The sequence below is a fragment of the Streptomyces sp. NBC_01549 genome (assembly GCF_026339955.1).
GTDB lineage: Bacteria > Actinomycetota > Actinomycetes > Streptomycetales > Streptomycetaceae > Streptomyces.
This window is the reverse complement of record NZ_JAPEPW010000001.1, coordinates 7,061,460-7,073,632: the sequence shown is the minus strand read 5'-3', so window position 1 is coordinate 7,073,632 and position 12,173 is coordinate 7,061,460. Positions and strand designations below refer to the sequence as shown.

The 12,173-nt window shown below is 71.4% G+C and carries 11 protein-coding genes and 2 pseudogenes; 7 read left to right on the top strand and 6 right to left on the bottom strand.

Annotated features, from left to right (window positions below; genetic code table 11):
- Positions 1–9: 9 nt before the first annotated feature.
- A complete protein-coding gene (locus OG819_RS58665; RefSeq protein ID WP_323139374.1) occupies positions 10–456 on the bottom strand; it encodes an Arc family DNA-binding protein in 447 nt (148 codons plus the stop codon).
- 20 nt (positions 457–476) lie between these two features.
- Between OG819_RS58665 and OG819_RS31630 the strand changes: the two are divergent.
- The 4 genes and pseudogenes from OG819_RS31630 (at position 477) to OG819_RS31615 (ending at position 4,761) form a co-directional block, all read left to right on the top strand.
- Positions 477–1,703: pseudogene (locus OG819_RS31630) on the top strand (RNA-guided endonuclease InsQ/TnpB family protein).
- A gap of 112 nt (positions 1,704–1,815) precedes the next feature.
- Positions 1,816–2,820, top strand: a pseudogene (locus tag OG819_RS31625) (SpoIIE family protein phosphatase); the annotation flags it as partial.
- 85 nt (positions 2,821–2,905) lie between these two features.
- On the top strand, positions 2,906–4,201 hold the full coding sequence (locus tag OG819_RS31620; protein ID WP_266418053.1) for an arsenic transporter: 1,296 nt from the start codon (positions 2,906–2,908) through the stop codon (positions 4,199–4,201).
- A gap of 35 nt (positions 4,202–4,236) precedes the next feature.
- Positions 4,237–4,761, top strand: coding sequence for a universal stress protein (locus OG819_RS31615; RefSeq protein WP_266651964.1), 525 nt, complete (start codon positions 4,237–4,239; stop codon positions 4,759–4,761).
- Here the strand turns inward: OG819_RS31615 and OG819_RS31610 are convergent.
- On the bottom strand, positions 4,691–5,647 hold the full coding sequence (locus OG819_RS31610; RefSeq protein ID WP_266651962.1) for a helix-turn-helix domain-containing protein: 957 nt from the start codon (positions 5,645–5,647) through the stop codon (positions 4,691–4,693). The genes OG819_RS31615 and OG819_RS31610 overlap by 71 nt on opposite strands.
- An 80-nt stretch (positions 5,648–5,727) precedes the next feature.
- Here OG819_RS31610 and OG819_RS31605 point away from each other — a divergent pair, with 80 nt between their 5' ends.
- Positions 5,728–6,522: a phytanoyl-CoA dioxygenase family protein gene (locus tag OG819_RS31605; protein ID WP_266634078.1), complete on the top strand. Its 795-nt coding sequence runs from the start codon at positions 5,728–5,730 to the stop codon at positions 6,520–6,522.
- Positions 6,523–6,524: 2 nt separating this feature from the next.
- Here the strand turns inward: OG819_RS31605 and OG819_RS31600 are convergent, their stop codons facing one another.
- Positions 6,525–7,448, bottom strand: coding sequence for an alpha/beta hydrolase (locus OG819_RS31600; RefSeq protein WP_266622002.1), 924 nt, complete (start codon positions 7,446–7,448; stop codon positions 6,525–6,527).
- Positions 7,449–7,469: 21 nt separating this feature from the next.
- A complete protein-coding gene (locus OG819_RS31595; protein WP_266622004.1) occupies positions 7,470–8,075 on the bottom strand; it encodes an NADPH-dependent F420 reductase in 606 nt (201 codons plus the stop codon).
- Between the two features lie 355 nt (positions 8,076–8,430).
- Here OG819_RS31595 and OG819_RS31590 point away from each other — a divergent pair, with 355 nt between their 5' ends.
- Positions 8,431–9,231, top strand: a complete 801-nt coding sequence (locus OG819_RS31590; RefSeq protein WP_266651960.1) for an endo alpha-1,4 polygalactosaminidase — start codon at positions 8,431–8,433, stop codon at positions 9,229–9,231.
- Positions 9,232–9,346: 115 nt separating this feature from the next.
- Positions 9,347–11,038 (top strand): phospholipid carrier-dependent glycosyltransferase, encoded by a 1,692-nt coding sequence (locus tag OG819_RS31585; protein WP_266651958.1) that lies wholly within the window; start codon positions 9,347–9,349, stop codon positions 11,036–11,038.
- Between the two features lie 10 nt (positions 11,039–11,048).
- On the opposite strand, the gene OG819_RS31580 is transcribed toward OG819_RS31585, so the two are convergent.
- Together OG819_RS31580 and OG819_RS31575 are read right to left on the bottom strand one after the other, a co-directional pair.
- Positions 11,049–11,582, bottom strand: a complete 534-nt coding sequence (locus OG819_RS31580; protein WP_266651956.1) for a flavoprotein — start codon at positions 11,580–11,582, stop codon at positions 11,049–11,051.
- A gap of 42 nt (positions 11,583–11,624) precedes the next feature.
- Positions 11,625–12,083, bottom strand: a complete 459-nt coding sequence (locus tag OG819_RS31575; RefSeq protein ID WP_266418036.1) for a nuclear transport factor 2 family protein — start codon at positions 12,081–12,083, stop codon at positions 11,625–11,627.
- Positions 12,084–12,173: the final 90 nt, after the last annotated feature.

The following is a 12,173-nucleotide window of genomic DNA, read 5'->3' as shown; positions in this document are numbered from 1 at the left end:
CGGCTCTCCCTAGTCAAGGGCCCATAAGTCATCACAACTGATCGTGAACAAACAGATTCTGACGGTGTGACGCACGGGCCCGTCAAGGGTGCGGCACTCACTTCCGCCTCGCGCCTCACATCGGCCGGAACCCGCCGTACCGATGTATCCCTGGGGCCGCCCGTGTGCCAGGTGCGGAACGCGCGTACGCACTAGGCTGGAACCCGAGTGACGCGCCTGTTCACCTGGTAACCGGAGGATGCCCCGGCCTTCAGGCCGGGGAGGGATCCGGTTCCCGCACAGCGGGGCAGGAGGAGCCGGATCGCCGCCAGGCGGTCCGGCGTCCGCCCGGGGAGTGGCGAGGGCGGCCTCCAGGAAGTGGAGGATCCGGGAGTTGAGGGATCGCCGGTCCGCAGTGGCCGTGGCGGTCACCCGTTCGTGTAGGTCTGCCGGGATCCGGAGTGAGAAACGAATCATGACGCTACGTTGGCAGTGTGATGACGCCAAGTGAAGCCGACGAGGCCGGGCGTGCCCGGTACACGTACCGGCTGCGCTTGTCGTCCGCCGCCCGCACCGCCCTGGAAGCCGAGTGGGGCCGGTGCCGGTGGGTGTAGAACGAGTGCGTCGCCAAGTCCAGGGTCGCGCACACCCGCAACCAGCACCGGCCCGAGGGCGAGGACAAGCAGACGTGCGGTCCGGCGCAGCTCGACAAAATGCTGACCGAGGCCCGCACCCGCACTCCGTGGTTGCGAGAGGGTTCGTCGGTGCCGCAGCAGCAGATCATCCGGGATTTCGGGAAGTCCCGCGCCAAGGCGCACAAGGACATCAAGGACCGGCTTGCGATACGGCGCCGGGCCGGGATGCCCAAGTGGAAGAAGAAGCGCGACGCCGACCCGAGTCTGAACTACACCAAGCGCGGCTTCCGGCTGAAAGACGGCCTCCTGCACCTCGCGGGCAACATCGTGCTCAGGGTCGTGTGGTCCCGTGGCCTGCCCGCCGATCCCTCCTCGGTGCGGGTGTACCGGGACAGCGTCGGCCACTGGTACGCCTCGTTCGTCGTTCCTGCCGAGATCCAGCCGTTGCCCGAGACGGGTGCGGTGATCGGTGTCGACTGGGGTGTGAAGGAGACCGCCACCACCACAAGTGATGCCCACGACCTGCCCCACGCCGAGCACGGCCGTAAAGCCCAGGCGAAACTGTCGCGGTACGACCGGATGATGGCCCGCCGCGGACCCGCCAGGGGGCAGCCCGGCTCGAAGGGCTACCGCGAGGCGGGGAAGCTGCGCGCGAAGGCGTACAAGAAGGCCGCCCGGCAGCGGCGGGACACTGCCCGCAAGTGGGCCAAGAAGGTCGTCCGCGACCATGACGCGATCGCGGTGGAGGATTTCCGTCCGAAGTTCCTCGCCAAAACCTCGATGGCGCGCAAGGCGGCGGACGCCGCAATCGGCGCCACCAAGAAGGCCCTGATCGAGATGGGCCGCAAGCACGGGCGGGACGTCCGCCTTGTGCATCCCGCGCACACCACTATGGACTGCGCATCGTGCGGAGCGAGAACCAAGCACGCACTGCCGCTGTCGGAACGTACCTACACCTGCACCGCGTGCCAAGCCGTGTCCCTCAGAGACAAGAACTCAGCCCGCGTGATGCTCGTCCGGGCTGGTCTCAACCCGGCTGGTGCCGAAGGCGCAAGACCTCCTGGAGCGCTGCTCCAGGAGGCAGCCTGAGCCAGGAATCCCCCTCCTTCACGAGGGGGAGGATTCAATGTGAGTGAGCGCAATGGAGTTGGAGTGGCGACGATGAGCCCGGTCCACCCCCTCGACGAGGCTGCCACAGCACGGCGACTGGTTCTACGTGATCCCACTGTCCGGGATGCGGGTCGCCATGGTCGTCGGAGACGTCGTCGGCCACGGCATCCAGGCCTCCGCCACCATGGGACGGCTGCGCACCGCCGTCCGTACGCTCGCCGACATCGACCTCGCCCCCGACGAACTGCTCACCCACCTCGACGACCTCGTCGTACGCCTCTCCACGGAGGCCGGCGCCGAGGGCACCACCGGCGAGGTCGGCGCGACCTGCCTGTACGCGGTGTACGACCCGGTCTCGCGGCGCTGCGCCCTCGCCCGGGCCGGCCACCCCCCGCCGGTCATGCTCACCCCCGGCGGCCCGCCCGGGCAGATCGACCTGCCCGCCGGTCCGCCGCTGGGCCTGGGCGGCCTGCCCTTCGAGTCCGTCGAACTCGCCCTGCCCGAGGGCACGGTGCTCGCGCTGTTCACCGACGGCCTGATCGAGAACCGCGAGCGGGACGTCGACGCCAACCACGAGCTGCTGTGCCAGGCCCTGGCAGACTCCGCGGCCTCCCTGGAAGGGGCCTGCCACGCCATTCTCCAGACCCTGCTTCCGGCGGGCGGGGCCCAGGACGACGTGGCGCTGCTGCTCGCCAGGACCCACGGACTCGCGCCCTCCCAGGTGGCGACCTGGGACATCCCCGCCGACCCCGCCCTGGTCGCGCCGATCCGCAAGCAGGTCGTCGACCAGCTCGACACCTGGGAGCTGAGCGCGGCGACGTTCACGGCCGAGCTCGTGGTGAGCGAGCTGGTCACCAACGCGATCCGGTACGGCGAGCCGCCCATCCGGCTACGGCTCATCCACGACGCCGAGACCCTGATCTGCGAGGTCTCCGACAGCAGCCACACCGCGCCGCATCTGCGCCGGGCCAAGACCTACGACGAGGGCGGGCGCGGGCTGCTGCTGGTCGCCCAGCTCACCCAGCGCTGGGGCAGCCGCCACACGGCCGACGGCAAGACGATCTGGGCGGAGCTGACGCTCCCCGGCGAGTTCTGACGACATCGGCGCAGGTCCGAAGAGGACGACATCGCCGCAGGTCCGAAGAGACCGATGAGGGGCACAGGGTGCCGCGTCTGATGTGATGGTCCGGCACCTCGACCGTGTCCCGGAGGACCGAACCCTGAACACCCCGCTCGCCGAAACCCTGTCCGTCGTCCTGCTCGTCGCCGTCCTCGTCAGCGCGGTGGTCCGCCCGTTCGGCTGGCCCGAGGCGGTCGTCGCCGTCCCGGCGGCCCTGCTGGTGATCGCCACCGGCGCGATCTCCTGGGACCACGCGGAGGCGGAGGCGGGGCACCTGGGGCCGGTGATCGGCTTCCTGGCGGCGGTGCTGGTGCTCGCCAAGTTCTGCGACGACGAGGGGCTCTTCCACGCCTGCGGTGCCTGGATGGCCCGCTGGGCGGCGGGGCGGCCGGGGCGCCTGCTGACCGCGGTCTTCGCGCTGGCCTCGGCGATCACCGCGGTACTCAGCCTGGACGCCACCATCGTGCTGCTCACCCCGGTCGTGTTCGCGACCGCCGCCCGGATGGGCGCCCGTCCGAAGCCGCACGTGTACGCCTGCACCCATCTGTCGAACACGGCCTCGCTGCTGCTGCCGGTCTCCAACCTCACCAATCTGCTCGCCTTCTCCGCGAGCGGCCTCAGCTTCACCCGGTTCGCGGCGCTGATGGTGCTGCCGTGGCTGGTCGCCATCGGGGCCGAGTACGTCGTCTTTCGGCGCTTCTTCGCGGGCGACCTGGCCGCGGCCGTGCCCGAGCCGACGACCGGGGAGCCGCCGGAGCTGCCGCTGTTCGCGCTCGTCACCGTGGGCTGCACGCTGGCGGGGTTCGTCGTCGCCTCCGCGCTGGGCATCGACCCCGCCTGGTCCGCCGCGGCGGGGGCGCTGGTGCTCGCCGCCCGGGCCCTCCTGCGCGGGCGCGCCACCCCGCTCACCGTGGTGAGGGCCGCCGCCCCGGCCTTCCTCCTGTTCGTGCTCGCGCTGGGCGTCGTCGTCCGCGCGGTGGTCGACAACGGACTCTCCGACGCCCTCGGACATCTCCTCCCGGACGGCGGCGGACTGCCCTCGCTGCTCGGGATCGCGGCGCTCGCCGCCGTACTCGCCAATCTCATCAACAACCTGCCCGCGGTCCTGGTGCTGCTGCCGCTGGCCGCCACGTCCGGCTCCGGCGCGGTGCTGGCCGTGCTGCTGGGGGTCAACATCGGCCCCAACCTCACCTACGCCGGTTCCCTGGCGACCCTGTTGTGGCGGCGTATCGTGCATGAGCACGACCACGGCGTCGATCTGCGGGAGTTCACCCGGCTGGGTCTGATCGCCGTGCCGGCGGCGCTGGTTCCCGCCGTACTGGCACTGTGGTTCTCGCTCCACGTCATCGGGGGCTGAGTCGTCGCACGAGTGAGGGCCGGAGGCTGATGCTCATGAGGGTGGTCGTGTGGCTCGTCGAAGGGACCTGGCCGGCCTGCGTGGACGCCGTACACACGCACGCACCGCGGGCGACCGAGGTCGTCCTGCTGCACGTCAGTGAGCCGGGGGTGCCCGGACTGGCGCACGGCGCCTTCGCCGGGCTGCTCGGCCGTGGGCACGTCGAGCGCGATCCCGGGGACCGGCTGGAGGACCTCGGCGCCCGGTCGGCGGCGCGGTTGCTCGACACGGCGGCCGAACGCCTCGGCCGCCCCTGCACCCGGATAGAGCGCACCGGGCGCACGGAGCGTGAGGTGGTCGCCGCCGCCGAGGGCGCCGATCTGCTCGTGGTGGCCCGGGACGGCGACCGTGCCCGGCTCGGACCGCACAGCCTGGGGCGGGCCGGGCGGTTCGTCGTCGACCACGCGCCGTGCCCGGTGCTGCTGATCTGGCCCGAGGCCACGCCGGCCGTCACGACGATCCCGCCGCCTCCCCCGCCTCCCCCGCCTCCTCCGGATCACCCGCATGCGCCGCACTCCTAGCGGTGCCCTTCCGGTAGGCGCCCGGTGGAGTCCCGTACCGCTGCCGGAAGACGCGGCTGAAGTGGAACGCGCTGGGGAAACCGGAGGCCGCGGCCACCCGTTCCACCGGAAGTTCGGTGGCTTCCAGGAGCCGGGCCGCGTGCAGCAGCCGGGACTCACGCAGGGCCCGCATCGGGGAGCGGCCGAGCTGCTCGGTGAAGAGGTGGGCGAACCGGGAGGGTGAGAGGGCGACCGCCGCGGCCAGTGAGCGGACGGTGTGCGGCGCGCCCGGATCGGCGGCGATCACCGCCTCCGCGTGGCGGACGCGGGCGTCGAGATCGGGGCGGCTCCGCTCCGCCCGGGCGGCGGCGAGCAGCACGATCTCCTCCAGCGAGCACAGGGCCAGTTCCCGGGCGGCGGTGCCGTGTGCGACCGCGACCTCGCCCGGGAGGGGCTCCGCGTCCGCGGGCGGCGGGCCGTGTCCCGTCCAACGGGCGTCGGTGAGCATCCGACAGAACGCCGCTTCGATACGTTCCCGGCCGGGCGCGGGTCCGACGGCGTACAGCCCGTCGTCGAGGCCGTAGGGCCGCAGCCACCCGGTCCAGGACGGGCGGGCCTGGCAGTGCGCCCACCAGAACGCCCAGTGTCCGGCGCCCGGTTCGACGGCGTAGCGCTGCGGCACGCCGGGCCCCAGGACCACCAGGTCTCCGGGGCCGGCCGCCGTCCGGGCCGCCCCCTGCCGAAGCCGTCCCCGTCCGCCCGTGGTCCAGATGAACAGCCAGCTGTCGCTGCCCCGCGGCCGGTTGACGCGGTATCCCGGTCGCTGGTCGAAGCGTCCGACGGTCACCAGACCCGGCGGCGGGGACGGGGCAGCAGGCTCGGGCAACTCCTCAGCACGCACGGACATCCTCCCGAAAGGCTCGTCGACCTAGCGTGAAGCACCTGGGACTCCGGTGAGAAGGGACGGTCGAAATGGCAGTCATGGACATGAGCGGACCGCGAAGGTCGGACTTCGACGAGAACGGGTTCGTGGTGGCGCGCGGACTGTTCACCGGCGCCGAGATCGACGAGCTGTGCGCCGAGTTCGCGGCCCTGCACGCCGCCGGGCCGGTCCCGGGGCACTTCGAGCCCCGGGCTACCCCGGCGAGCGGTCCGGCGGATCCGCTCGACGCCCATCCCCGGGTCATGCATCCGCACCGCATCAACGAGTTGTCCCTGCGCCGTCTGCTCGATCCCCGGCTGCGGGAGATCCTGGAGGCCTTGCTCGGCGAGGAGGTCCTGGCCGCGCAGAGCATGTTCTACTTCAAGCCGCCCGGGGCCCGCGGTCAGGCGCTGCACCAGGACAACTTCTATCTGCGGGTCGAGCCGGGCACCTGTGTGGCCGCCTGGATCGCCTGTGACGTGATCGACCGGGAGAACGGCGGGCTGGAGGTGGTGCCGGGCACGCACCGCATGGACCTGTTCTGCCCGGAGGAGGCGGACGCGGAGGTGTCCTTCGTACGGGAGTACGTCCCGCCGCCGCCCGGTCTGGCGACCGTGCCCGTCGACATGGCCCCGGGCGACGTGTTGTTCTTCAACGGCAGTCTGGTGCACGGCTCCGGCCCCAACCGCAGTGCCGACCGCTTCCGCCGCTCCTTCATCGGCCATTACGTCGGCCGCTCCACTGACCGCATAGGCCGCCATTACGCCACGCTGACGATGGGCGGCGAGCCCGTCGTCCTGTCCGAGAGCGAGGGCGCGGGCCCGTGCGGCACGGAGTTCGCCCCGGTGGCACCGCACTGAGGTCATTCACCCGGCTCGGGCAGCGCGTCGGAGGTGAAGGCGAGGAGTGCGTTCGCGACCGCGCCAGGGCTCTCCAGGAGCATCTCGTGCGTGCCGTCGATCGCGACGACCCGCACGCTGGGCCGCCGCGCGGCCAGTTCGGCGAGATCCCGGGCGAGCCCCTTCCCGTACGCCGTCATCAGTTCGTCGAACCAGGGCATACCGGGGGCGGGCGGTACGGGCCGCGCGGCCCGTGCGAGCAGCAGTGGTCGGCCCGTCCTCGCGAAGGCGTCGAAGAGGTCGAAGAGGTCGAGTGCGTCGATGGCGGCCAGCATCTCCAGCACGTGCGCGCGTCGCGGGCGCACCTCCAGCCGTCCGTCGGGCGCGGGCCGCACGGTGCGCAGCAGGCCGGCCTCCAACAGCTCGTAGGGGATGCCCAGTTGCTCCGAGAGCGCGCGCTGCTCGGCGAGCAGGTCCTTGAGGCCGTCGGCCGGAAGCGGTTCGCCGGACACCGTCGCGGCGGCCGCCTGACGCATCTGGGTGAGGCGCTCCTCGACGTACGCCGGGTCGAGGCCCACGTACTGGTCGGGGCGGCCCCAGCCGTATCCGTCCAGGTTCACCGCGCCGGGCGTGACGTCCGGGTGCTCCAGCGCGTACCGTACGGCGATCATCCCGCCGAGCGAGTGCCCGACGGGCAGTGCGCCGGGAAGGCCGTACCGCTCCAGTACCGCCTCGATGTCGTCCAGCACTTGGCGGAGACTCCAGGTACCCGACGGTGAGAGACCGTGTCCGCGCAGGTCCACGGCGAGCACCCGGTGCCGGGGGACGAGGAGCGGCGCCACGGCGGCCCAGTCGGCGAGCGTGCGCCTGGCTCCGTGCAGCAGGAGCAGGGGTGGGCCGTCACCCCCGTGGTCGTGTACGGCCAGTTCGATGCGGTCTCCGGTCATGTCGTGACGATACGGCGTGGGTCAGGGCTCCAGGAGCAGATTGAGCGTGGGCAGCGGGCCGCCCGGGAACTGTTGCAGCCGTCCTCCGGACGCCAATGGGCCCAGGTTGATGACCGCCCAGCCCACCCGCTCGGCCAGCCGCGTGACGCGCTCGTTGGCCCCGGGGTGGTCTCCCGAGAGGAAGATCACCCGCCGTCCGACGAAAGTACGGGGATCGGAGCCGAGCACCGCCGGTGTCAGCGTGTTGAACGCCTTCACCAGGCGCGCTCCGGGTACGAGTTCGGCGACGACCTCGCTGGAGGTGCGGCCGCCGAGGTCGGCGACCTTGAAGTCGGGCGGTCCGAGTGGGTTGGTGGTGTCGATGACGATCCGCTCCTGCCAGTCGAGGACGTCGGCGGCGGCCACCGCCTCGCTCATCCGCCGCCACGGCACGGCGAGGACGACGATCTCCTCCCTGGCCGACTCCGCGACGGTGGCGGGCATCAGGGCCGGCCCGATCGAAGCGGCGAGGTCCCGCAGTGACCGCGGGCCCCGGCTGTTGCTGATGACGACCTGCTCGCCCGCCGCCACGAACCGATAGGCGAGGGCCTGTCCGATGGCTCCGGCACCGATGATTCCGATGGGCATGGGGGTGTCCTCTTCCTCGAGTTCGGCGGTTGCAACGAGAGGGTGACCATCAGCATCACGCCGCAGGTCACAGTGGCGCTCGTGTCATGTGACCGGCCGGGTCCATGACCCGCGCGGGCACGCGGGGCGCGGCCTTGACGCGGGCGTCGTCCAGGCGATTTGATCCTGTTGTGCCAAGGCACCCGGCCGGGCACCCAGAGGTGCGCCCAGCCGGTGGCGGACACCGTTCGAGTCCGGCCGAAGTCGCCAGGACCGCGGGAGCGTCCGAGGCGGGGTCGTACCCGCGATCGATGGAGCCGACATTCCCGCTCAACGTGTTTCCCGCGTCACCGGCGTCGGGGCGGCCGCCGCCCTGGTGGCGCTCGCGACGCTGGTGAGCTGTACGGCCGGATCGGACAAGGGGACGCCACCCCAGCAGGGTAAGGCTTCCCCGTCGACCCCGAAGGCCGTACAACTCCCCCCGCTCCACGCGGACTTCGCCTACCAGATCGGCGGCGCCTATCGGCCGCCGTCCGGTGTCCGCATCGTAAGCCGCGACCGTTCGAACTCACCCGCGCCCGGCCTGTACAACATCTGCTATGTCAACGCCTTCCAGGCGCAGCCGGACGAGCGGGCGGCATGGCCGGCCGATCTGCTGCTGCGGGACGCGCACGGCAAGGTCGTCATGGACCGCGACTGGAACGAGGCGCTCCTCGACATCCGCACGCCGGCCAAGCGCAAGCGGGTGGCCGCTCGGGTCAACCGGTGGGTCGACGACTGCGCCGACAAGGGGTTCGACGCCGTCGAGCCGGACAACTACGACAGTTACACCCGCTCGGGGAAGCTGCTGACGGCGAACGACGCCACCGCGTTCATCACCCTCCTGTCGACACACGCGCACGCCCGGGGTCTGGCCATCGGGCAGAAGAACACCTCGGAACTGGCCGGGCTCAGGTCGCGGACCAAGCTCGACTTCGCGGTGGCCGAGGAGTGCGGCCAGTACGACGAGTGCGGTACGTACGCAAAGGCGTTCGACGACCGGGTGGTGGACATCGAGTACACCGACAGCGGTCTGCGCAAGGCCCTCGCGAGCTACGGGGACCGGCTGAGCATCGTGCGCCGGGATGTGCAGGTGTCGACGCCGGGCAGTGCGCGGTACGTCCGCCGGACGCGCTGACGGACGGGCACGCCGGACCGGGAGAGGTCACCGTGCATACTCGCTCCGAAGCCGGACGGTTTCCGGATGAGCGGGTGCGCACGGAGCGGACGTATCAAAGGGCATGTCGACATCCATGGCCAGCAGGCGGGACGACCGCCTGCCGACGCCCGCCGCCAGACCGCCGGGCCGTTTCGAGGGGCTCCGGCGCCACCGGCGGTGGCTGTTCGCGCTGGCCGTGGTCGCCCTGCTGGCCCAGATGGCGGTCGCGATGGTCACGGCGGCCGTGCAGCAGACCCCGACGATCGACGAGCCGGTGTACGTGGGCACGGCGGAGACCTATGTGCGGGAACACAGCCTGCGCTACAACCCCGAGCATCCGCCGCTGGGCAAGCTGATCATCGCGACCGGGCTGGTGTTCGCCCATCCGCACCTGGACGCCCACTCCACGGATGATCAGACGGAGCTCGGACGGCGGCTGCTGTACGAGTCGGGCAACGATCCCTGGCGGGTGATGCTGTGGGCGCGGCTGCCGGTGGTCGTGCTGACGTTGCTGTTCGGTCTGGTCGTCCTCGCGTTCGCCCGTGAACTCGTCGGCGCCGTGGGCGGGTTGGTGGCGCTCGCGCTGTACGCGTTCTCGCCCGACGTCATCACCAACGGCTCGCTCGCCACACTCGACGTACCGGCGTCCGGTTTCCTGCTGACGTCGGTGTGGCTGGTGTGGCGGGCCCGGCGGCAGCGGCCCCTGCTCCACCTCACTCTCGCGGGAGTGCTGCTCGGCGCGGCGCTCGCCACCAAGATGAGCACCCTGCCCGCGGTGCCCGTACTGCTTCTGCTGGCGTTCCTCTCGTTCTGGCAGGCACGCCGTGCGCCCGGCCTGGGCCTGCGTGCGCAACCGCGGCTCGTCGGCCTGGGTGTGGCGGTGGCCGCCGGTACGGCGCTGGTGGCGCTCGCCGTCGTCTGGGCGACCTACCTGGTCGTCGACCCGCAGCTGCGCTGGACGACGCCCGCGGATCTTCCGCCCGTGCACGGTCTGCGCGGGCTCGTCATCGACCGGCTGCCCGTTCCCCGGCCGTACCGCGACGGGATGCGCATCCAGTTCGGATTCGAGAACGACGTGTGGACCGGCTTCCTGTTCGGACGGCTCTACCAAGGCTCGCTCTGGTACTACCTGCCGGCCGCGCTACTGGTGAAGACACCGCTCGGCATGATCGCGCTCTGGCTCATGGGCCTCGCCGTGATGGCCGCCGTGCCCCGGCTGCGCCCCGCCGCTCCGTACGTCCTGCTTCCCCCGGCCGTGCTGCTGGCCGTGGCCATGACCGGGTCCCGGGACCTCGGCGTCAGATACGCCCTGTTCGTCCCGGTGTTCCTCGCGGTGGCCGCGGCCGGGGTCGTCGCCCTGCGCCGACGCTGGGCCCACCTCGTCACGGCGGCGCTGGTCGGCTTCGTCGCGATCAGCTCGCTGCGCGCGTTCCCGTACTACCTGCCGTACTCCAACGAGGCCTTCGGCGGCCCTTCCCAGACCCGTCTGCGGCTGCACGACTCGAATGTCGACTGGGGGCAGGACCTGGGCCGTCTGGCCGACCGCCTGGCCGAGCGGTATCCCGACGAGCGGGTCTGGCTGGTCTACAAGGGCAGTGGTGTGCCCTCGTACTACGGCATCGAGGCGGCCGATCCGCGCAAGGAGCCGCCGAGCCAGGTACACGGACTGCTCGCCGTGTCGGACACCGCCGTCGCGAAGGCCGACGACCGTCTGGCGGCACTGCTCGACGGCGCCACACCCATCGACGACGTCGGCCACTCCATCACGATCTACCGTCGCCCGTGACCCTCGAGGGTCACGGGCGAGAAGCGAGCAGGTCCAGGACCGCACCCCAGGGGAACTCCGCGCGCAGGCCGTCCTCCCCGGGCTCCCCGGAGTAGCGGTCGCCGAACCCGACGCCCATCCCGCGCAGCCGCTCCACGCTCCCCCGGTACGCGGGGTGCGTCGCCAACGCGTCGCTCACACAGGGCAGTACGGCGATCGGGACGCCGAGGCCGTACGCCTCGTTCAGGGTGCCGAGCGCGAGGGTGTCGGATATGCCGGCCGCCCACTTGTTGACGGTGTTGAAGGTGGCCGGGGCGACGGCCACCGCGTCGGGGGCCGGGAAGGGGCGCGGGTCACCGGGGGCCCGCCAGGCGGACCTGATCGGGCGACCGGTCTGCGTCTCGACGGCCGACGCGTCGAAGAAACCGAGCCCCTGCGGGGTGGCGATCACGCCGACCTCCCAGCTCCGTTCCTGCGCCGCGGTGATCAGTTTGCTGACGTCCCGCGCGACACCGGCCGCACACACGACGACGTAGAGGAAGGGCTTCTCGGTGTGTTCGGTCACGTGGGAACCCTAGGGCCTGTCCGGCGGATCAGGTCGGAGTGCCTAGTGGACCGGGAAGGAATCCCCGCGTTCGGTTTCGGGCCGTGGGCCGAAGATCCGGCGCTCGTGCTCCTCGATCCGTACGTCGTTGATGCCGGCCTCGCGCCGGGTCATCAGCCCGTGCTCGTCGAACTCCCACAGCTCGTTGCCGTACGACCGCCACCACTGCCCGTCGGCGTCGTGCGACTCGTACTGGAAGCGGACGGCGATGCGGTTGCCGTCGAAGGCCCACAGGTCCTTGCGCAGGGCGTACTCGCGTTCACGCGCCCACTTGTCGGTGAGGAGTCCGACGATCTCGGCGCGGCCGGTGACGAAGGTGTCGCGGTTGCGCCAGACCGAGTCCTCGGAGTAGGCGAGGGCGACCTTGTGGGGATCACGGGTGTTCCAGGCGTCCTCGGCGGCCTGGACCTTCTGGGCCGCGGTCTCACGGGTGAAGGGCGGGAGGGGCGGGCGGTCGGTCATGGGGGTCTCCTTCTCGGATCCACGCGGATCTGTTCCACACAAGCAGAGAACGTGCGTTCTCTCGCTCGACTGCTAACGTAGAGAACGTTG

Bases quoted from the DNA above. Each gene is read 5' to 3' on its own strand.
- OG819_RS31595 (WP_266622004.1), bottom strand. From the start codon at position 8,075: ATGCCCATCGGAATCATCGGTGCCGGAGCCATCGGACAGGCCCTCGCC.
- OG819_RS31575 (WP_266418036.1), bottom strand. From the start codon at position 12,083: ATGACCGACCGCCCGCCCCTCCCGCCCTTCACCCGTGAGACCGCGGCC.
- OG819_RS58665 (WP_323139374.1), bottom strand. From the start codon at position 456: ATGATTCGTTTCTCACTCCGGATCCCGGCAGACCTACACGAACGGGTG.
- OG819_RS31585 (WP_266651958.1), top strand. From the start codon at position 9,347: ATGGCCAGCAGGCGGGACGACCGCCTGCCGACGCCCGCCGCCAGACCG.
- OG819_RS31605 (WP_266634078.1), top strand. From the start codon at position 5,728: ATGAGCGGACCGCGAAGGTCGGACTTCGACGAGAACGGGTTCGTGGTG.
- OG819_RS31620 (WP_266418053.1), top strand. From the start codon at position 2,906: ATGGTCCGGCACCTCGACCGTGTCCCGGAGGACCGAACCCTGAACACC.
- OG819_RS31600 (WP_266622002.1), bottom strand. From the start codon at position 7,448: ATGACCGGAGACCGCATCGAACTGGCCGTACACGACCACGGGGGTGAC.
- OG819_RS31610 (WP_266651962.1), bottom strand. From the start codon at position 5,647: ATGTCCGTGCGTGCTGAGGAGTTGCCCGAGCCTGCTGCCCCGTCCCCG.
- OG819_RS31615 (WP_266651964.1), top strand. From the start codon at position 4,237: ATGAGGGTGGTCGTGTGGCTCGTCGAAGGGACCTGGCCGGCCTGCGTG.